General features: G+C 71.1%; 17 protein-coding genes and 1 pseudogene. 10 read left to right on the top strand and 8 right to left on the bottom strand.

What is annotated here, in order from left to right:
• Nucleotides 1-118: 118 nt before the first annotated feature.
• The gene (gene map, locus ACFY10_RS03175; RefSeq protein ID WP_390663295.1) at nt 119-976 is read right to left on the bottom strand and encodes a type I methionyl aminopeptidase; all 858 of its coding nucleotides are present in this window, start codon (nt 974-976) and stop codon (nt 119-121) included.
• 58 nt (nt 977-1034) lie between these two features.
• Between map and ACFY10_RS03170 the strand changes: the two genes are divergently transcribed.
• Complete coding sequence (locus tag ACFY10_RS03170) at nt 1035-1265, top strand: hypothetical protein (RefSeq protein ID WP_275771706.1); 231 nt, start codon at nt 1035-1037, stop codon at nt 1263-1265.
• On the opposite strand, the gene ACFY10_RS03165 is transcribed toward ACFY10_RS03170, so the two are convergent.
• Both ACFY10_RS03165 and ACFY10_RS03160 read right to left on the bottom strand, forming a co-directional pair.
• Nucleotides 1266-2585 (bottom strand): MFS transporter, encoded by a 1320-nt coding sequence (locus tag ACFY10_RS03165; RefSeq protein ID WP_390663294.1) that lies wholly within the window; start codon nt 2583-2585, stop codon nt 1266-1268.
• Between the two features lie 249 nt (nt 2586-2834).
• Nucleotides 2835-3437, bottom strand: coding sequence for a hypothetical protein (locus tag ACFY10_RS03160; protein ID WP_390663293.1), 603 nt, complete (start codon nt 3435-3437; stop codon nt 2835-2837).
• Nucleotides 3438-3516: 79 nt separating this feature from the next.
• Here ACFY10_RS03160 and ACFY10_RS03155 point away from each other — a divergent pair, with 79 nt between their 5' ends.
• The 3 genes from ACFY10_RS03155 (at nt 3517) to ACFY10_RS03145 (ending at nt 5614) form a co-directional block, all read left to right on the top strand.
• Entirely contained in the window at nt 3517-4590 is a 1074-nt protein-coding gene (locus tag ACFY10_RS03155) for an exo-alpha-sialidase (protein ID WP_390663292.1), read from the top strand.
• A 37-nt stretch (nt 4591-4627) separates the two neighbouring features.
• On the top strand, nt 4628-5344 hold the full coding sequence (gene npdG / locus ACFY10_RS03150; RefSeq protein WP_390663291.1) for an NADPH-dependent F420 reductase: 717 nt from the start codon (nt 4628-4630) through the stop codon (nt 5342-5344).
• Nucleotides 5345-5428: 84 nt separating this feature from the next.
• Entirely contained in the window at nt 5429-5614 is a 186-nt protein-coding gene (locus tag ACFY10_RS03145) for a hypothetical protein (protein WP_390663290.1), read from the top strand.
• On the opposite strand, the gene ACFY10_RS03140 is transcribed toward ACFY10_RS03145, so the two are convergent.
• Nucleotides 5604-6404: a site-2 protease family protein gene (locus tag ACFY10_RS03140; protein WP_390663289.1), complete on the bottom strand. Its 801-nt coding sequence runs from the start codon at nt 6402-6404 to the stop codon at nt 5604-5606. The two genes, ACFY10_RS03145 and ACFY10_RS03140, sit on opposite strands and share 11 nt — an antisense overlap.
• A 106-nt stretch (nt 6405-6510) precedes the next feature.
• On the opposite strand from ACFY10_RS03140, the gene ACFY10_RS03135 reads away from it, so the two are divergent.
• On the top strand, nt 6511-7095 hold the full coding sequence (locus ACFY10_RS03135; protein WP_390663288.1) for a DUF6578 domain-containing protein: 585 nt from the start codon (nt 6511-6513) through the stop codon (nt 7093-7095).
• Between the two features lie 86 nt (nt 7096-7181).
• Nucleotides 7182-10916, top strand: coding sequence for a BTAD domain-containing putative transcriptional regulator (locus tag ACFY10_RS03130; protein ID WP_390663287.1), 3735 nt, complete (start codon nt 7182-7184; stop codon nt 10914-10916).
• Between the two features lie 30 nt (nt 10917-10946).
• Here the strand turns inward: ACFY10_RS03130 and ACFY10_RS03125 are convergent, their stop codons facing one another.
• The 3 genes from ACFY10_RS03125 to panB form a co-directional block, all read right to left on the bottom strand.
• Complete coding sequence (locus ACFY10_RS03125; protein WP_390663286.1) at nt 10947-11762, bottom strand: ABC transporter permease; 816 nt, start codon at nt 11760-11762, stop codon at nt 10947-10949.
• Nucleotides 11759-12787: an ATP-binding cassette domain-containing protein gene (locus ACFY10_RS03120; RefSeq protein WP_390663285.1), complete on the bottom strand. Its 1029-nt coding sequence runs from the start codon at nt 12785-12787 to the stop codon at nt 11759-11761. Before ACFY10_RS03120 ends, ACFY10_RS03125 begins: the two co-directional genes overlap by 4 nt.
• A gap of 245 nt (nt 12788-13032) precedes the next feature.
• A complete protein-coding gene (gene panB / locus ACFY10_RS03115; protein WP_390663284.1) occupies nt 13033-13908 on the bottom strand; it encodes a 3-methyl-2-oxobutanoate hydroxymethyltransferase in 876 nt (291 codons plus the stop codon).
• Between the two features lie 189 nt (nt 13909-14097).
• On the opposite strand from panB, the gene ACFY10_RS03110 reads away from it, so the two are divergent.
• The 4 genes and pseudogenes from ACFY10_RS03110 to ACFY10_RS03095 all read left to right on the top strand — a co-directional run bounded on the left by ACFY10_RS03110 (nt 14098) and on the right by ACFY10_RS03095 (nt 18949).
• Nucleotides 14098-15687, top strand: a complete 1590-nt coding sequence (locus tag ACFY10_RS03110) for an MFS transporter (protein ID WP_390663283.1) — start codon at nt 14098-14100, stop codon at nt 15685-15687.
• A gap of 65 nt (nt 15688-15752) precedes the next feature.
• A complete protein-coding gene (locus tag ACFY10_RS03105) occupies nt 15753-16397 on the top strand; it encodes a TetR/AcrR family transcriptional regulator (RefSeq protein ID WP_390663282.1) in 645 nt (214 codons plus the stop codon).
• Between the two features lie 287 nt (nt 16398-16684).
• Nucleotides 16685-17633, top strand: a pseudogene (locus ACFY10_RS03100) (endonuclease/exonuclease/phosphatase family protein).
• A 95-nt stretch (nt 17634-17728) separates the two neighbouring features.
• Entirely contained in the window at nt 17729-18949 is a 1221-nt protein-coding gene (locus tag ACFY10_RS03095) for an MFS transporter (protein WP_390663281.1), read from the top strand.
• Between the two features lie 358 nt (nt 18950-19307).
• Here the strand turns inward: ACFY10_RS03095 and ACFY10_RS03090 are convergent, their stop codons facing one another.
• Nucleotides 19308-19733 (bottom strand): hypothetical protein, encoded by a 426-nt coding sequence (locus ACFY10_RS03090; RefSeq protein ID WP_390663280.1) that lies wholly within the window; start codon nt 19731-19733, stop codon nt 19308-19310.
• Nucleotides 19734-19793: the final 60 nt, after the last annotated feature.

The following is a 19793-nucleotide window of genomic DNA, read 5'->3' as shown; positions in this document are numbered from 1 at the left end:
AACAATCTTCCCGACTCCTCGTCGGTAAAGTTGCCGACACGCTGTCGGTAAAAGCGTACAAGAAAAGACCCGCCCCGGCAGGAGGGCGGGTCTCGAAGATCGCTGGGCGTGTGGATCGCTAGGGCAGCGTGAGGATCTCCGCTCCCGACTCCGTCACCACCAGCGTGTGCTCGAACTGGGCCGTCCGCTTCCGGTCCTTCGTGACGACCGTCCATCCGTCGTCCCACATGTCGTACTCGTGCGTCCCGAGCGTCAGCATCGGCTCGATCGTGAACGTCATCCCGGGCTGGATGACCGTCGTCGCGTGCGGGCTGTCGTAGTGCGGAATGATCAGGCCGGAGTGGAAGGACGAGTTGATGCCGTGACCGGTGAAGTCCCGCACCACCCCGTAGCCGAACCTCTTCGCGTACGACTCGATGACCCGGCCGATGATGTTGATCTGCCGGCCCGGCTTGACCGCCTTGATCGCGCGGTTCAGGGACTCGCGGGTCCGCTCCACCAGCAGTCGCGACTCCTCGTCGACGTCCCCGACCAGGTACGTCGCGTTGTTGTCGCCGTGCACGCCGCCGATGTACGCCGTCACGTCGAGATTGACGATGTCGCCGTCGCGCAGCACCGTCGAGTCCGGAATGCCGTGGCAGATCACCTCGTTGACCGAGGTGCACAGGGACTTGGGGAAGCTGCGGTAGCCGAGTGTCGACGGGTAGGCGCCGTGGTCGCACATGTAGTCGTGCGCCACCTTGTCCAGTTCGTCGGTGGTGACCCCGGGCACGATGAGCTTCGCCGCTTCCGCCATCGCCTGCGCGGCGATCCGGCCGGCGACCCGCATCGCCTCGATCGTCTCGGGCGTCTGCACCTCCGGACCGGTGTACGGCGTCGGAGCGGGCTTGCCGACGTACTCGGGACGGCGGATGTTTCCGGGTACGGAACGGGTGGGGGACAGCTCCCCTGGTACGAGCAGCGACTGGCCAGACATGCCAGCGAGTCTAACCAGCGGGCATGGGGGAACATGTCGGAGGCGAGAGGAGCAGGTCATGGCCTTGTTCAAGAAGCGCACGGTCGGCAAACCCGGCGAGTGGTACTACTGCCTGGAACACAAGAAGGTCGAGGAGGGGCCGGAGTGCCCCGCCAAGGACCGTTTCGGGCCGTACGCCTCCCGTCAGGAGGCCGAGCACGCGATGGAGACGGCGCGCGAGCGCAACCTCGAGTGGGAGAACGACCCCAAGTGGCACGACGCACCCGCCACAACCCCTGACGACGACTGATCAGGCCTGAGCCCGGGCCGGTGCGGCTGCCGCTGCCGTCCGCTGATCGCGCAGCCGTACCGCGTGCTCGTTCGTGCGCACGTCGTACGTCATCAGCTTCGGCAGGCTCAGCGCCAGCAGCCCCACCGCGCCCGCGCACAGCAGGCCGCCCGACCAGACGGACGCCCGCACCCCCCACCACGCGGCGAAACCGCCGGACCTGACCTGGCCGACGGTCGGCCCGACCGAGTACGACAGCAGCTCGATCCCGGCGAGGCGACCGCGCAGCTCGTCCGGGATCGTCTGGTTCCACATGGCCCCGCGGAAGATCCCGCTGACCATGTCGCAGCCGCCGGCCACGGTCAGGAACAGCAGAACGAGCCATACGTCGCCGACGACGCCGGCGGCCGCGATCGCCAGGCCCCACAGCGCGGCCGACAGGACCACCATCCGCCCGTGCCGGTGCACACGTGAGGTCCAGCCGCCGGTCAGACCGACCAGCATCGACCCGAACGGGACCGCCGCGTACATCAGGCCCAGCGCCCAGTCGGCGTCCAAGTCGTCCGCGAGGAAGGGCAGTACGGCGAGCGGCATCGCCAGGAACATCGCGGCGAGGTCGACGGCGTAGGTGCCGAGGAGTTCCTTGCGGCCCCAGGCGTAACGGGCGCCCTCCGCGATCGCCTTGAGCGACGGCTTCGCCGCCTCGTGGGCGGCGGGCGAGGCAGCGATACGGACGATGAGGACCACCGAGACGACGAAGGTCGCGAGATCCGCGCCGTACGCCCAGCCGAGCCCCGCGTACGCCACGACCACGCCCGCGACCGCCGGGCCCGCGACGCCGCCGACCGTCCAGCGCAGGGAGTTGAGAGCGGCCGCGGCGGGCATGTGCTCGTGGGCCACGATCCGCGGCCACAGCGAGTCGATCGCCGGCCGCTGCACGGAGACGAGCGCGGAGGACAGCGCGGCGACGACGTACAGCGGCCAGACGGCGGGGTGCGGGAGCAGGGCGTTGGCCAGCAGCGCCGCGCTGAGCAGCCCCTGCCCGGCCTCCGTCCACACGATCAGCTTCCGCTTGTCCAGGGCGTCGGCGAGCGCGCCCCCGTACAGCCCGAACACCAGCAGCGGCAGCAGCTCCACGGCACCGATCGCACCGACCGCTGCCGCCGACCCGGTGAGCTCCTTCAACTGGACCGGCAACGCGACGAACGTCAGAAAGCTCCCGAAGTTCGAGATCGTCCCCGACACCCACAGCCGCCGGAAGTCGACGGAGGCCCGCCAGGGGGCGAGGTCCGGGAGGAGCGCGCGTAGGCGGGAGGGGGGTTCGCAGTCGTCGTCGGTCACGAAGGGCCATGGTCGGCGGGGGCCACCACCGCGGGCAACCGTTTTTCGCCCCCGCCGCCCCTACCCGTCCCGTCCCTGGGGGCTGCCGCCCCCAGACCCCCGCTTCGGCCTGAACGGCCTCGTCCTCAAACGCCGGACGGGCTGAAAAAATCAGCCCCTCCGGCGTTTGAGGAGCGGGGGTCCGGGGGCTGGCCCCCGGGTCGGGACGGGTAGGGGCGGCGGGGGCGAAACTCCCAGGCGGACCACGGATCACCAGCGAGCAGGCGGCGGCGCAGTCAGTTGTTCCGCCAGCCGATACAGGCGGTCCCTCAGCCGCCGATTCCCCCTCGGCGCAGGCAGCGCATTCTCCCCGGCCGCCGCGCTGACCAGATGCTGCACGGTGTCCAGGTCCAGTTCGGAACCCTCCGGCACAGCCAGCGACTCATGGGCCATCGAGGCGATTTCACCCTCACCGGGCCCGAGCGCCAACACCGTCGCCCCACCCCGCCGCGCATCGTGCACCCGCTCCAGAAGGCGGCAGTCCGGCCCGGCGGGCGACACCACCAGCAGCGTCTCGCCCCGCCGCGCCGCCGCCAACCGGCCAAGCCCGACGGCCAGATGCGCCGGATCCGAGGGGCGCGCGCCATGCCGTACGAGTGTCGGCGTCAGCTCCGGCGTCCCCGACCACGCGGCCTCGTCCACCAGATGGGCCGCCAGATGCCACGGCTCGTACTCCTGCGTGCCCACCAGCAGCAGCCCCCCGCCGTGCGACACCACCGACCCGCGCAGCGCCCCCGCGAACCGCCGCGCGGCCCCCAACCACTCGGTCCCGGCGAGCACTTCACGCAGCAACGCGACACGTACGGCGTCCATGCCTCCGCATCCTGCACCAGTCGGCCACTCGTGACCCGGCGTTCACCATGAATTCGCCCGGCTTGGTGACAGTGCGCGAATGACCGAAGCCACCGTTCCCTTCCGTGCCGGCCGTGAGGGATACGCGAGTTACCGGATCCCGGCGGTGGTCGTCACCGCCAAGGGCACTCTCCTCGCCTTCTGCGAGGGCCGGGTCAGGTCGGCGAGCGACCACGGGCACATCGACATCGTGCTCAAGCGCTCCACGGACGGGGGCCGCACCTGGGGCCCGCTGCAGGTCGCCGCCAACAACGGCACCGACCTCGCAGGCAACCCCGCCCCGGTGGTCCTCGACACCGGCCGTGTCCTCCTCGTCCATGTCCGCAACGCCGCCTCCGCCTCCGAGGAGACGATCCGGCTCGGCAAGGTGAAGGACGCCGACGGCCGCCGGGTATGGGTTCAGCACAGCGACGACGACGGCCTCACCTGGTCCAAGCCGACCGAGATCACCAAGTCGGTGAAGAAGCCGGGCTGGCGCTGGTACGCCACCACCCCCGGCCACGCGATCCAGCTCAACACCGGCCGGATCGTCGTCCCCGCCAACCACAGCCTCCCGCCCACCGGCACCGACCTCGGCACCGAGGCCCGGTACAACGGCGGCCACTGCCTGCTCAGCGACGACCGCGGCGAGACCTGGTCCATCGGCTACGTCGACGACAACACCGACGGCTACATCAACGCCAACGAGACCACCGCCGCCGAACTCCCCGACGGCAGCGTCTACTTCAACACGCGCAACGACTCCCCGTCCCCGGGCAACCGCGCCGACGCCCACTCCCAGGACGGCGGCAAGACCCTGCGCATGCCCTTCCGCCCCCAGGCCGGCCTGGACGGCCCGGTGTGCGAGGGCAGCCTCCTCCAGCTCCGCGACCCGGACGTCCTCCTCTTCTCCGGCCCCGCCCACCCCGACGCCCGCGCCCTGATGACCATCCGCGCCTCGACGAACAACGGCACGACCTGGCGCCCGGTGTACGCGATGGACGGCCTGCCCGCCGCCTACTCCGACCTCGTCCGGATCGACGCCTCGACCGTCGGAATCCTCTACGAGACCGGGGACTTCGGCGCCTACGAGCGGATCGTGCTGAGGCGGCTGCCCGTGACGCGGCTCACCTGACGGACAGGGCCGGTCGGGGCGGACGTAAAGTCGGCCCATGACCTCTACCGACAGTGCTGCACAGACCCCCGCGAAGGCCCCCGCCAAGGACCCCTGGGACCTCCCCGACGTCTCCGGGCTCGTCGTCGGCGTCCTCGGCGGGACCGGGCCGCAGGGCAAGGGCCTGGCCTACCGGCTGGCCAAGGCCGGCCAGAAGGTGATCATCGGCTCGCGTGCGGCCGAGCGTGCGCAGGCCGCCGCCGACGAGCTCGGCCACGGCGTCGAGGGCCACGACAATGCCGAGACCGCACGCCGCAGCGACATCGTGATCGTCGCCGTGCCCTGGGACGGACACGGCAAGACCATCGAGTCCCTGCGCGAGGAACTGGCCGGCAAGCTCGTCGTCGACTGCGTCAACCCGCTCGGCTTCGACAAGAAGGGCGCCTACGCGATCAAGCCCGAGGAGGGCAGCGCGGCCGAGCAGGCCGCCGCCCTGCTGCCGGACTCCCGGGTCACCGCCGCTTTCCACCACCTGTCGGCGGTCCTTCTCCAGGACCCGGAGATCGACGAGATCGACACCGACGTGATGGTGCTGGGGGAGGAGCGGGCCGACGTCGAGATCGTGCAGGCGCTGGCCGGCCGCATCCCCGGCATGCGCGGCATCTTCGCCGGCCGGCTGCGCAACGCCCACCAGGTCGAGTCGCTGGTCGCCAACCTGATCTCGGTGAACCGGCGGTACAAGGCGCACGCCGGGCTCCGCGTCACGGACGTGTGAGGGGATGGGGGACACTGGTCGGAGCAAGCAGTACCCGCAGTACGAGCAGTTCCCGCAGTGTCCCCCCGACAGGAGCCGACTGAAATGCCCCGCCTTGGCCTCTATGCCCTGATCGTCTGTGTGCTCGCCGTGGCCGCTGCCGTGGTCTCCTTCGCGCAGGGCAGCTGGCTGGGGATCGTGTGGGTGCTGCTGGCGGGGCTGTCCAGCAACATGTGCTGGTACTACGTCAAGCGGGGCCGGGCCGAGCGCCGGTCCTCCGTCACGGGCTGACCGAGCAGAACTCGTTCGTGCCCTGCCAGAAGCGGTAGAGCTCCTGGCCGCAGTACGTGGAGAAGTCGCCGATCCCCAGGCTCCGCAGGATCGAGTCGATGACGTCGAAGAACACGGTGTTGATCGACGGCACCCACAGCAGCGCGAAGACGAAGAGCAGGCCGAAGGGTGCGAAGGGTTCCACCTGCCGCTTGATCTTGTACGACAGCCAGGGCTCGATGACGCCGTAGCCGTCCAGGCCGGGCACCGGCAGGAAGTTCAGGATGGCGGCCGTGACCTGGAGCAGGGCGAGGAAGGCCAGCGCGAACTGGAAGTCGCGCGGCACACCGTCCAGCGCATGCAGCCAGAACGGGGCGGTGCACACGGCCGCGAACAGGACGTTCGTCAGCGGGCCGGCCGCCGAGATGAGACTGTGCCGCCAGCGGCCCTTGATCCGCCCCCGCTCGATGAAGACGGCGCCGCCGGGCAGACCGATGCCGCCCATGATCACGAACAGCACCGGGAGCACGATGCTCAGCAGCGCATGCGTGTACTTCATGGGGTTCAGCGTGAGATAGCCCTTCGCGCCGACCGAGATGTCGCCGCTGTGCAGGGCGGTACGCGCGTGTGCGTACTCGTGCAGACACAGGGAGACGATCCAGGCCGCCGTCACGAACAGGAACACGGCCAGGCCCGGCTGAGCGGCGAACCCGGTCCAGGTGGCCCATCCCGTGACCGCCGTGACGGCCAGGATCCCGACGAAGACGGGGCTGATCCTCCGGTCGCTGCGGCTGGTGGTGGCGGTGGTCATGGGGCTCCCTGGACTGTGCGTGCGCGCGGTGGGACTGCCCGACGGTACCGGGCGTACGGGGAAAACGTCTCGCGCCGGGTCCCGGGTTCCAGGGAAGGTGGGGGACATGGGTCTTTGGCATGTGTACTACGCGGGCTGGCAGATGGAGTGCTGCGGTACTCCGTTCTCGGTGGGGGACGAGGTGAGCTGGCAGCTGCTGTTCACGGACGCGGACGGGATGCTCGGCGGTGGCTGGCACGAGGAGCTCTCCAAGGTCGTGGGGCCGGTCGGGGATCTGCCTGAGGGTGACGACGAGGACGGCTCGGTGCGGGTCCTGCGGGAGGAGACCGGACTCACCGTGGCACTGGGCGGCGAGTCCGGCGCCGACGTCGGTCCGGGGGACCGGGTCCGCCTGGTCGGCCTCCTCTCGGTGGAGGCGCACGGGGACGAGTGGCCCGAGGTGAGCGGCCGGGTACGGGCGGTCCGGGTGGTGAGCCAGGAGTACGCGGAGATGCCACCGGGCTCGCGCTCCTGGGAGCCGGTGCGCGGGACCGGGGCGCGGCGGTTCCGGTCGGTGGACGAGTGCCCGAAGTGGTTCGCCGACGGGGAGCGAGGGGAGAAGGGGAGGCGGTTCATGGAGGCGGGGGTGGTGGTGACGCTGGAGGTGGCGGAGGGCGACCCGGAGCTACAAGCGACACCGGCGGCCGGCTGAACAACGCTCGCCGCTTCCTCCCCGCCGCCGGTCACGCCACCCCGCCATCCCGAACCCCGTGACCGGCCCCGACGTCAACAGAGACAATGGACCCCGTGCGCTATCGCATCCTCGGCACCACTCAGGCGCTCCGCCCCGACGGCACCCTCGTCCCGGTCGGCGGGGCGCGGCTGCGTGCTCTGTTGACCGTGCTGGCCCTGCGCGCCGGGCGCACCGTGCCCGGCGGCGTCCTGGTCGACGAGGTGTGGGACGGTGACCCGCCCGCCGATGCGCCGGGTGCGCTGCAGGCGCTGGTCGGCAGGCTGAGGCGGGCGCTCGGCGCGGACGCCGTCGCCTCCGCCGAGGGCGGCTACCGGCTCGCCGCCCGGCCCGACGACGTCGACCTGCACCGCTTCGAGCGGCTTACCGGCGAGGGCACGCGCGCGTTGGCCGACGGCGACCCGGCCAAGGCGGCCGTCGTTCTCGACGACGCCCTCGGCCTGTGGCGCGGGCCCGCCCTGGCCGACCTCCCCGACCGCACCGCGGAGGCGGCCCGCTGGGACACCCGCCGCCTCGACGCCCTGCGCACCCGCCACACCGCCGCTCTCGCCCTGGGCCACGCCGAGCAGTCCCTGCCCGAGCTGACCGCCCTGTGCGACACCCACCCCCTGGACGAGCCCCTCCAGGCCCTGCGCCTGCGCGCCCTGCGCGACGCGGGCCGCACGGCTCAGGCACTTGCCGCGTTCGAGGACGTACGGCGGCTGCTGGCGGACCGCTTGGGAGCGGACCCGGGGGCCGAACTGAGGGATCTGTACGGGGAGTTGCTCCACCCGGACGCCCGTGGCGCGCGCGGGCGCGGGGACGCTCCCAGCGGGGCCGCCGACGGCTACGGGGCGGACTTCGGCGGGCGATCGGCCCATACGCTCGGCACCGTCGGCGACGGCACGGCACCGGCTTCGCGCCCCGGCGGCGCCCACGGCCCGGCGGCTTTCGGGGGACCGGCTGAGGCTTCGTCTGGTTCCGGGGTGGGCGTCCGCGGTCCGGCCGGTACCGTCGGCGGCAGCGCGGCATCGGGTTCGCGACCCGGCGGCGCCCACGGCCCGGCGGCTTTCGAGGGACCGGCTGAGGCTTCGCCTGGTTCCGGGGTGGGCGTCCGCGGTCCGGCCGGCACCGGACCTTCGACGGCTACCGGGCGGGATGCCGGAGCTCAGCCCGACCCCGGGGCGGCTGTCCGTGCTCCGGGCGCTCCTGGGGAGGGCGCCCGCGCCCCGCTCGCCGCCGGAGCGGCCGGGCACGCCCCGATCGCCCTCGCGGCGGTTGCCCCCGCCCCCCAGCTCCCCGGCAACCTCCGCGCCCGCCTCACCTCCTTCGTCGGCCGGGAGGCCGACATCGAGGCCATCCGCGGGGATCTCGCGGCGGCCCGGCTGGTCACGCTGCTCGGCCCCGGCGGGGCAGGGAAGACCCGGCTGTCGCAGGAGGCCGCCGAGACCGTGCGGTACGCGGCCCGGGACGGGGTGTGGCTGGCCGAGCTCGCGCCCGTCGACGACCCGGACGCCGTACCGGAAGCCGTACTTACCGCTGTCGGCGCCCGGGAGACCGTGCTGTACGGCGCCGGGGCCGAGGCGATGCGGGCGGCCGGGGCCGAGCGGCACGACGATCCCCTCGAGCGGCTCGCCGAGCACTGCGGCCGGCGGCGCATGCTGATCGTCCTCGACAACTGCGAGCATGTCGTCGAGGCCGCCGCCCGGCTGGTGGAGGAGCTGCTCGAGCGCTGCCCGCAGCTGACGGTGCTCGCCACCAGCCGTGAACCCCTCGGTGTGCCGGGGGAGTTGCTGCGGCCCGTGGAGCCGCTGCCCGAGCCGGTCGCGCTGCGGCTGCTCGCCGACCGGGGCGCGGCGGCCAGGGCCGGGTTCCGGGTCGACGAGGACCCCGAGGCGTGCGCCGAGATCTGCCGGCGGCTGGACGGGCTCCCCCTCGCGATCGAACTCGCCGCCGCCCGGCTCCGTATGCTGACGCCCCGCCAGATAGCCGACCGGCTCGACGACCGCTTCCGGCTGCTCACGTCCGGCAGCCGTACCGTCCTGCCCCGCCAGCAGACCCTGCGCGCGGTCGTCGACTGGTCCTGGGAGCTGCTCGACGAGGGCGAGCGGGAGGTCCTGCGGCGGCTTTCCGTCTTCGCGGGCGGCTGTGATCTCACCGCCGCCGAGGCCGTCTGCGGGTCCGGAGCGCTGGAGGCCCTCGGTTCGCTCGTCGACAAGTCCCTTGTCGTGGCCGCCCCTTCGGGGGACGGAGGCATGCGCTACCGGCTTCTCGAGACCGTCGGCGAGTACGCCGGCGAGCGCCTGGACGAGACCGGACGGCGCCCGGAGACCGAGCGCGCCCACCTGACGTACTACCGCGAACTCGCCCGCACCACCGACCCGTTGCTGCGCGGCCCGGGCCAGTTCGCCGCCATCGAGCTGCTGGAGCGCGAGTACGAGAACCTGCGCACCGCCCTGCGGCACGCCGTCGCCGAGCGCGACGAACAGGAGGCCATCTGCCTCATCCTGTCGCTGGCCTGGTACTGGCAGATGCGTGACGCGCGCATCGAGGCCCGCAACTGGTGCGCCGAGGTCATGGCCCTCGGCCCCGACCCCTTCGCCGCCCCCGCCCAACCCGCCGCCCCGGTCTGGCAGCGCTGCACCGACGTCCCGCCCCCGCTGTCCGGCGAACTCCTCGCCGAGGCCCGGCGCGGTGTCCATCTCGCCCATCTCGCCTGCATGGACACCGAGTTGGAGGCCTGGGAGTCCCCGCAGGCGAAGGAGAAGCTGCGCACCATAACCGAGGTGTACGCACCCGGCCTCCCGCAGACCTGCCGCACCCCCGGCCTGCTCTGGTTCTACGCCGTGATGCTGACCGGCAGCGTGGACCGGCTGCCCGGGATCCTCGACGCGAGCGTCGGCACCTGCCGCGCCACCCCCGGCATGGACTGGGAACTCGCCGCCACTCTGCAGATGCGTGCGAACCTGCTCGCCAACCGCAGCGACTGGGCGGGCGACGCGCAGCGCGACGCCGACGAGTCGCTGGAGATCTACCGGCGGATCGGCGACCTGTGGGGTACCGCCGAGGCGTTGTCCGCCCGCGGCGAGGCCCGTGAACGGATCGGCGAGTACGCGGCGGCCGCCGCCGACTACGAGGCGGCGACGGAACAGGCCGAACGGCTCGGCGCCCGCGCCCAGGTGGCCGTGCTGGGCGCCCGGCTCGGCAGCGCGCTGCTGGAGTCGGGCGAGACGGAGCGCGGCGAGCGGCTGCTGCGCGAGGTGATCGAGCGGAAGGACGGCTCGGGCAACGAGGCCATGCCCGCCGCCCGGATGTTCCTCGCCGGGCGGCTCGCCATGACCGGCCGGATGGCGGAGGCGCGCGAGCAACTGCGGCGGCTGCGCGAGGAGTTCAGGATCGCCCACTTCATCGTCTTCGACGCGTTCATCCTCGGCTCGGAGGCCTTTGTGGAGGCGGTCGACGGCAACTACGAGTTCTCCCTGGACAAGGCCCGGCAGGCCTTGCAACGGGCCCGCGACCCGCTGTCCGAGGCCATCGCCCCGCACATGCGGCCCCTGTACCTGGCCCTCGCCGCGATCGGCCTCGCCGGGGCCGACGGCGGCAGCCGGGCCCGGGACGCCGCCCGCTGCATCGGGGCCGCGCGCATGCTGCTGCCGGCCGGCCATTTCGCCACGTCCATGGAGCGTGAGGTGTACGTCCGGGCCGAACGGCACGCGCGCGCCGCCCTCGGCGACGAGGCGTACGAGGCCGCCCACGCGGAGGGCGGCGGCCTCTCCCCGGAGGAGGCCGCCGCCCTGGTCTGACGCGGACCGAAGTGCCGTAGAGCCTGAACGTCAGCTCTTGGTGCGGAACTTGTGGATCGCGTACGGCGCCGCCACCGCCGTGATCGCCACGGACCAGCCGAGCGTCACCCACAGGTCGTGCGCGACCGGGCCGCCCACCATCAGCCCGCGCGAGGCGTCCGCCAGCGTGGACAGCGGGTTGTAGTCGGTGAAGGTCTGCAGCCAGCCCGGCATGTTCTTCGTCGGCGCGAAGATCGACGAGCCGAACTGCAGCGGGAACAGCACCAGGAAGCCCATCGCCTGCACGGACTGCGCGTTCTTCAGGACCACGCCCAGGGTGAGGAACACCCACATGATCGACGAGGCGAACACGGCGGACAGGCCCACGGCCGCGAACAGACCGCCCCAGTGCTTGATGTCGAAGCCGACCAGCACGGCGACGATCATCAGCACGGTGGTCGCGAAGAGCATCCGCCCCAGCTCCACCGAGATCTTCGCGAACAGCACCGAGCCGCGCCCGATCGGCAGCGACCGGAAGCGGTCCATGACACCGGAGTTGAAGTCCTGGCTGAACCCGGTGCCGACGCCCTGGGACATCGACATGCTCATCATCGCGATCATGCCCGGGATCACGTACTGGACGTACCCGTGCTGTCCGCCGCCCAGCGCCTGTCCGATCGAGCCGCCGAAGACGTACACGAACAGCAGGGTGAAGATGATCGGCATCAGCAGCGCGTCGAACATCGACTCGGGGTCCTGCTTGATCCACAGCAGGTTGCGGCGGATCAGGGCGCCGGTGTGGCGCAGGTGGCCGCGCAGGGAGATGTGCGCATCGACGGCCGGAGCGGTGGCGGTTGCCGCGCTCATACGGCGACCTCCTCGAGGGTGGTGTCGGTGGGTGCGGCGTCCTGCGGGGCACTGGCGCGGTGGCCGGTGAGGGACAGGAACACCTCGTCCAGGCTGGGCAGTTCGGTGGTGATGGAGCTGATCGTGATGCCCTGGGCGATGACCACGCCGGCCACCGCGGTCAGCTGTTCGTCGCTGAGGATCGGGACGAGCACGGAACCGCTCTCGGTGTCGACGGTCGTGGTGGCGAGCCCGGTGATGCCGAGGTCGTCGAGGGTGGAGGCGAGCGGCCGCAGATGCTGCGGATCGGTGGGCCGTACCCGCAGCGTCCGTCCTCCCACCTTGGCCTTCAGCTCGTCGATCGCACCGCCCGCGATGACCTTGCCGCGGTCCACGACGGTCAGCTCGGTGGCGAGCTGCTCGGCCTCCTCCATGTACTGGGTGGTGAGCAGCACGGTCACGCCCTCGCCGACCATGGCCTTGACCTCGTCCCACACCTCGTTGCGGGTGCGCGGGTCGAGTCCGGTGGTGGGCTCGTCCAGGAACAGCACCTCGGGCCGCCCGATCATCGAGGCCGCCAGGTCGAGCCGCCGCCGCATACCGCCGGAGTACGTACTCGCGGGCCGTTTGGCGGCATCCGTCAGCGAGAACCGCTCAAGCAGCTCGTCGGCACGCGCGCGTGCCTCCTTGCGCGGCAGGTCGAGCAGCCGCCCGATCATGTAGAGGTTCTCCCAGCCGGGCAGCTTCTCGTCCACCGACGCATACTGCCCGGTGAGGCCTATCACCCGGCGCAGCTGCCGGGGCTGCCGCAGGACGTCGTAGCCGGCGACGGTCGCCTGCCCCGACGTGGGGGCGAGCAGGGTGGACAGGATCCGTACGAGGGTGGTCTTGCCGGCGCCGTTCGGCCCGAGCACACCCATCACGGTGCCCTCGCGCACATCCAGGTCGACGCCGTCCAGCGCCTTGGTCTCGCCGTAGTGCTTGACCAGCCCCCGCACGGTGACGGCGATACCGCCGTCGCTGGGGTTCTTGTCGATTCGCGTCATGCCGAGAACGGTGCCAGCGCCCACCGACAAACGACCGACAGCTCACCGACACCCACTGACAAGTCACCGACACCGGCAGTTTCAGCCTGTCCGGCATTTGAGGACGAGGCCGTTCAGGCCGAAAGCGGGGGTCTGGGGGCGCAGCCCCCAGGGACGGGACGGGTAGGGGCGGCGGGGGCGAGAAAACAAAGCAGCAGCCCGCCGACGGGGGAAGATCGGCGGGCTGCCTCTGTGCCACTGTGGCTCTAGTGGACGGAGTTCTCCTCGGCCGGGAACGTCCCGCCGACGACGTCCTCCGCAAACTCCTTGACCGCGTTGCCCATGACCTCACGCAGGTTCGCGTACTTCTTGACGAACTTCGGCACGCGACCGCCGGTCAGCCCCAGCATGTCGGTCCACACCAGCACCTGCGCGTCCGTCTCCGGCCCGGCGCCGATACCGACGGTCGGGATGTGCAGCACGCGCGTGACCTCGGCCGCCAGCTCAGCAGGCACGAGCTCCAGCACCACCGCGAACGCACCCGCGTCCTGCACGGCCTTCGCGTCCCGCAGCAGCTGCTGGGCGGCCTCCTCGCCGCGCCCCTGCACCCGGTAGCCCATGGCGTTGACGGACTGCGGGGTGAGCCCGATGTGGGCCATGACCGGGATGCCGGACTCCACCAGCAGCCGGATCTGCTCGTGCGACCGCTCGCCGCCCTCCAGCTTGACCGCCCCGACGCCGGCGTCCTTGACCAGCCGGGTCGCCGAGCGCAGCGCCTGCACCGGGCCCTCCTGGTAGGAGCCGAAGGGGAGGTCGCCGACGATGAGGGCGCGCTGCGTGCCGCGCACGACCGCGGCCGACAGCATCGTCATCTCGTCCATGGTGACGGGCACGGTCGTCTCGTACCCGAGGTGGCAGTTGCCCGCCGAGTCGCCGACGAGGATCACCGGGATCCCGGCCTCGTCGAAGACGGACGCGGTCATCGCGTCGTAGGCGGTGAGCATGGGCCACTTCTCGCCGCGTTCCTTGGCGAGAGCGATGTCGCGAACGGTGATACGGCGTGTGCCCTTCCCCCCGTACAGCGCCTTGCTGCCGTCGGAGGGGCTGTTCTGGACAGTCTGGGCAGCCGAAAGCTGCGTCATTGCAACGGCTCCTTCAGTCATCTCGAGGCACCCTGACGGCGTCCCCGGATCACCTCCATGGTGGCACTTCGTGCCACTCGCGACCAGAGCGGGGCGCGGGAGATCGGTCACGTAGCACACGTAAGGACTGAGTAAAAACATTTACGATACGGGTCGGTCTCGTATCGGAATTCCCCTAGCCTGGTCGGTATGACGACTCCACCCGTTCCCGCCCCCCGGATACCCGAGGCGGTGCACCGGCGCCGCTGGGCGATCCTCGGCGTCCTGATGCTCAGCCTGCTGATCGTGGTGCTCGACAACTCGATCCTGAATGTCGCCATCAAGACGATCTCGACCCCGGCCCCCACCGGGCTGGGCGCCACGCAGAGCGAGCTGGAGTGGGCGATCAACGCCTACACCCTCGTCTTCGCGGGCCTGCTGTTCACCGCGGGTCTCATCGGCGACCGGGTGGGCCGCAAGAAGGTGCTGCTCGGCGGTCTCGTCGTGTTCGGCGTCGGCTCCGCGCTCGCCGCCGAGTCCGGCTCGCCGACCCAGCTCATCGCCTTCCGCGCGCTGATGGCCCTCGGCGCCGCCTTCGTCATGCCGGCCACCCTCGCGGTCCTCATGAACGTCTTCGAGCGCGAGGAGCAGCCCAAGGCCATCGGCATCTGGGCCGGCGGCGTCGGCCTCGCCATCGCCATCGGCCCGATCACCGGAGGCGTCCTCCTCGACCACTTCTGGTGGGGCTCGGTCTTCCTCATCAACGTGCCGATCGTGCTGCTCGCCCTCGCGCTGATGCTGTGGCTGGTCCCCGACTCCCGCGACCCGCAGCCGGGCCGTGTCGACCCCGTCGGCGTCGTCCTGTCCGTCGTCGGCCTGGTCCTGCTCGTCTACGGCATCATCAAGGGCGGCGAGCTCGCCGACTTCACCGACGCCAAGGTGCTGTCGACGATCGGTGCCGGCCTCGTCGTACTCGCCGCGTTCGTCGTCTTCGAGAAGCGCAGCGACCACCCGTCCCTGGACGTCACGTACTTCAAGAACAAGGTGTTCTCGGCCGCCATGGCCGCCATCGCGCTGGTCTTCTTCGCGCTGATGGGCGTGACCTTCTTCGCGGTCTTCTACACCCAGAGCGTGCGCGGCTACTCGCCGCTGCAGTCCGGTCTGCTGATGCTGCCGCTGGCCGCCGCGCAGATGATCTTCGCGCCGCGGGCCCGGCTGGTCGTCGACCGGTTCGGCAACAAGGCCACCACCGGGGCCGGACTGCTGCTGCTCGCGGGGACGCTCGCCGCCTTCGCGGGCTTCGAGGCGGACACCCCGATCTGGGTCCTGGAGGTCGTGTTCTTCCTCATGGGCGCCGGCATGGCACACGTCATGACCCCGACCAGCGTCGTCATCATGCAGACCCTGCCGCGCGAGAAGGCCGGCTCCGCGTCCGCGCTGAGCAACACCTTCCGCCAGGTCGGCGGCGCCCTCGGCATCGCCGTCCTCGGCTCGGTCCTGTCGACGGCGTACCGCACCGGCATCGAGGACAAGCTGGGTCTCCTCCCGGCCGGCCTCAGGGACACGGCCGGCGAGTCCATCGAGGCCACACTCGGCGTCGCCGCGAAGCTCGGCCCGCGGGGCAAGGCCCTGGTCGACCCGGCCAACGACGCCTTCCTGCACGCCATGCACGTCACCGCGCTGTGCGGCACGGTCGTCGCGATCCTCGGCGCGCTGGTGGCGTTCCTGTTCCTGCCCGGGAAGCCGCCGGTCCGTCAGAAGGGCGAGGAGGAGCAGGAGTTGGTGGCAGCGGCGGAATAACACCTTCCGCCGCACCGGGGGGCACCAGGGAGAATCGTTCCAGTACGAGGAAAGGGACGCAGACAGTGAGCCTCGCCGACAGCCCAGCCGCCGCACCGGGGGTGCCCGCACGGGGACGCCCCCGCAGTGAGGCGGTCGAACGCGCCGTCATAGAGGGCGTGATGAAGCTCCTGGAGGACGGGGTCCCGCTCGCCGAACTCTCCATCGAGCGCATCGCCCGTACGGCCGGCGTCGGCAAGGCCACCCTCTACCGCCGCTGGAGCGGCAAGGAGGAACTCTTCGTCGACGTCGTACGCGCCGCCGAGCCCCCGTTCCCCGAACTGCCCGGCACCTCCATGCGCGACGACCTCGTGGCCCTCCTGGAGCAGTTGCGGCAGCGCGGCGTCATGACCCGTACCTCGGTGCTCCTGCACAACGTGTTCGCCCAGATGAAGAGCAGCCCGAAGGTCTGGGCCGCCTACCACGCCTCCGTCGTCCGGCCGCGGCGCAGACTGCAGATCGAGATCCTGCGCCGCGGCCAGGAGAACGGCGAACTCCGCGAGGACGTCGACGTAGAGCTGGTGAACGACCTGTTCGTGGGCCCGATGCTGCTGCGTACCGTCATGCGTCCGGAGGCGGACGTGGAGACCGACCTCTCCGAAGGCCTGTCGGAACGGATCGTGGACACGCTGCTCGAAGGGCTTCGACCCGTCAAATCCTCAACTACCTAGCTCTAATGTGCGCGTTGCGTCACAGAGGGCGCTTTCCCGGGTCGCATTCGGAACTCCCCGTGCCGGGTTCGTCGTCCTCGTGCCCGTACGGCCGTCATGGGACGGCAGGATCGGAACCGATCATCCCCTAGGGTTTTGTGCCAGGGGGACGGACGGGATGCACGGCAGGCAGTGAGGCGACGCGGTATGGCTCAGCAGGCGTACTTGACGGAGACGGACAACGGCGGCTCGGGGCCCGAGCACCGGGGAGACCGGCTCCGGCGCCTGATGAACCGCCTGTTCTCCGGATGGCGCGGCGACCCGAGAATCTGGCGCCGCGGCGTCGTCGTCGCCGCGCTCGCGGTGCTCCTCGCCCTGGTCATGCTGCTGCACGCCCGCATCCCGAACCGCATCGGCAACCTGGGCAGTCTCACCGAGACCTTCCTGCCCTGGCTGGGTCTGCTGATCCCGGTGCTGCTCCTGCTGGCGCTGGTGCGCAGGTCGGCCACCGCGCTGATCGCCGTACTGCTCCCGTCGATCGTGTGGCTGAACCTCTTCGGCGGGCTGCTCACCGACAAGACCGGCGCCGGCGGCGACCTCACCGTCGCCACGCACAACGTCAACGCCGACAACTCCGACCCCTCGGGTACGGCCCGTGACGTGGCCGCGTCCGGCGCGGACGTGGTGGCCCTGGAGGAGCTGACCGCGACGGCGGTCCCGGTCTACGAGAAGGCGCTGGCGTCGACGTACAGGTACCACTCGGTGCAGGGCACCGTCGGCCTGTGGAGCAAGTACCCCATGACCGGTGTCAAGGCCGTCGACATCAAGCTGGGCTGGACGCGCGCCATGCGCGCCACGGTGACCACGCCCGAGGGGCAGGTGGCGTTCTACGTCGCCCACATGCCGTCGGTGCGCGTGAAGCTGGAGGCCGGGTTCACGGCCCGGCAGCGCGACAGGAGCGCGGGCGCGCTGGGCGAGGCCATCGCCCACGAGCCGCTGCAGCGGAAGGTGCTGCTCGGCGACCTGAACGGCACCATGAACGACCACTCCCTCAACGGCGTCACCTCCCAGATGCGCTCCACACAGGGTGCGGCGGGCAGCGGCTTCGGGTTCAGCTGGCCGGCCTCGTTCCCGATGGCGCGGATCGACCAGATCATGGTCCAGGGCATCGAGCCGGTGAGCTCGTGGACCCTGCCCAGGACCGGCAGCGACCACCTTCCGATCGCGGCCCGTGTGAGCCTCGACACCAGCTCTTAACCTCCCGGAATACTGGGCCTGAGAGGCTTTGTTCCGCAACTGAACTTAAACTGGTACGGAACTCCGCTCTCCCTTTGAAAGGCACAGGCCCCTCCATGCCTCTGGCCCTGCTCGCTCTGGCCGTCGGCGCTTTCGGAATCGGCACCACCGAGTTCGTGATGATGGGCCTGCTGCCCGACGTCGCGGACGACCTGCATGTCTCCGTCCCCACCGCCGGGCACCTGGTCTCGGCGTACGCGCTGGGCGTCGTCATCGGCGCCCCGCTGCTGGCCGCGGTCACCGCCCGGATGTCCCGCCGCACGGTGCTGATCGGCCTGATGGCCCTGTTCGTGGCGGGCAACGCGCTCTCCGCGTTCGCCCCCGGCTACGACTCCCTGCTGGCCGCCCGCTTCCTGAGCGGTCTGCCGCACGGCGCCTTCTTCGGCGTCGGCGCCGTCGTCGCCACGAACATGGTCGCTCCGGAGCGCAAGGCCCGCTCCGTCTCGCTGATGTTCCTCGGCCTCACGATCGCCAACATCGCCGGTGTTCCGGTCGCCACGCTGATGGGCCAGCACCTGGGCTGGCGGGCCACCTTCCTCGGCGTCAGCGCGATCGGACTGGCGGCGATCGCCTCTCTGGCGGCCCTGATCCCGCACGACCACACCCACGCCGCCCCGGCAACGGGCCTGCGCGGCGAACTGGCCGCCCTGCGGTCCGTGCCGGTCTGGCTGGCGCTCGGCACCACGGTCGCCGGCTTCGGCGCGCTGTTCGCCGCGTACAGCTACATCACGCCGATGCTCACGGACTCCGCCGGGTACGCCGAGGGCAGCGTGACGGGGCTGCTGGCGCTGTTCGGCGTGGGTGCGACGGCGGGCAACCTGGTGGGCGGGCGCCTCGCGGACCACTCGCTGCGGGGGACGCTGTTCGGGGGGCTGGTGTCCCTGGTTGTGGTCCTCGGCCTGTTCCCGCTGCTGATGTCGGCGCAGTGGAGCGCGGCCCTCGCGGTGATCCTGCTCGGCGCGGCGGCCTTCATCACCGGGTCGCCGCTGCAGCTGATGGTCATGGAGAAGGCCGCGGCGGCTCCCTCCCTCGCCTCCTCCGCCAACCAGGCGGCGTTCAACCTGGCGAATGCCGGCGGCGCCTGGATCGGGGGATTGGCGCTGGCGGCGGGCTTCGGGGTTACGTCGCCTGCGGTTGCCGGTGCGGCACTGGCGTCGCTCGGCCTGGCGGTGGCGGGGCTGGCGTACACGGTGGACCGGCGCCGGGTCCCTTTGGCAGGGCGGCAGCGCGTGGTTGCCTCCCACGTCCCGCAGGAGGCGGAGGCGCTGCACCACTGAGGACGGCGCCCGGCGTAGACGGGTCGCGGCCGATGGCCGGATCTCCTGGACGGCTGGTCGCCGCTCAGTCGCCGTCCTCGACCTCAGCGGCTTGGGCGCTGTGGGGAGTTGGCCTCCTGGGCCGTGCGCATCGCCGCGGCGTACTTCGGCTCGGACACTCGCTGACAGGCCAGGCCAGGTCAGGTGCGATGTGCTCGACGCGGTTCATCACCCACCAAATGGACGTAGAGGCCTCCGGTGTACATACCCAGCGCGAAGTCGACCACCGGCAGTCCCGGCGTGCGCAGGTAGGGATTCACCCCGTGGTCGACGAAGCGCCGGTCCGCCTTGAAGAAGTCGATGGAGAAGTCCGCGCCGGTCAGTTCTGGGTGCTCCGGCCGATCAGCGCGGCCTCGATCGCTTCACCGGTCATGTCGATCAATACGGCTTCTTGCCGCATGTCCGTGGGAAGGTGCGCATGTGCTTCGGAGCCGCAGAAGAACGTGCCCTGGCTCGGATCGAAGATCACCGCTGCCAGCCGTGCCGTGAGTTCCGCCACGATGGCGAACACACCGGGACCGGAGTGCGGACGCTCCACCAGGATGCCGGTCCGGTCGACGAAGATCTCGGCCTCACTGCCGTCCGCGGCCCGGACCCAGTACTGCAGACGTCCGTCGTCCATCACGGTGAGGTCAGGGTCGCCCACGTCGTAGGGGCTGAGGACGGCTTGGACCACGTGCATGTCCAAGGGGACGGGCTCGTCACTGCCTTCCACGAATTTGTAGATCGTAGGGCTGTAGCTCACACGAAATCGCTTTCGTCACTGGGGTGATGGCCCCGGGGTGTCTCCCGCATGCACGTGGGA

The organism is Streptomyces sp. NPDC001401, from assembly GCF_042895385.1.
Classification (GTDB): Bacteria; Actinomycetota; Actinomycetes; order Streptomycetales; family Streptomycetaceae; genus Streptomyces.
Note: the sequence above shows the minus strand (reverse complement) of the source record. Positions and strands in the feature narration are given on the sequence as shown.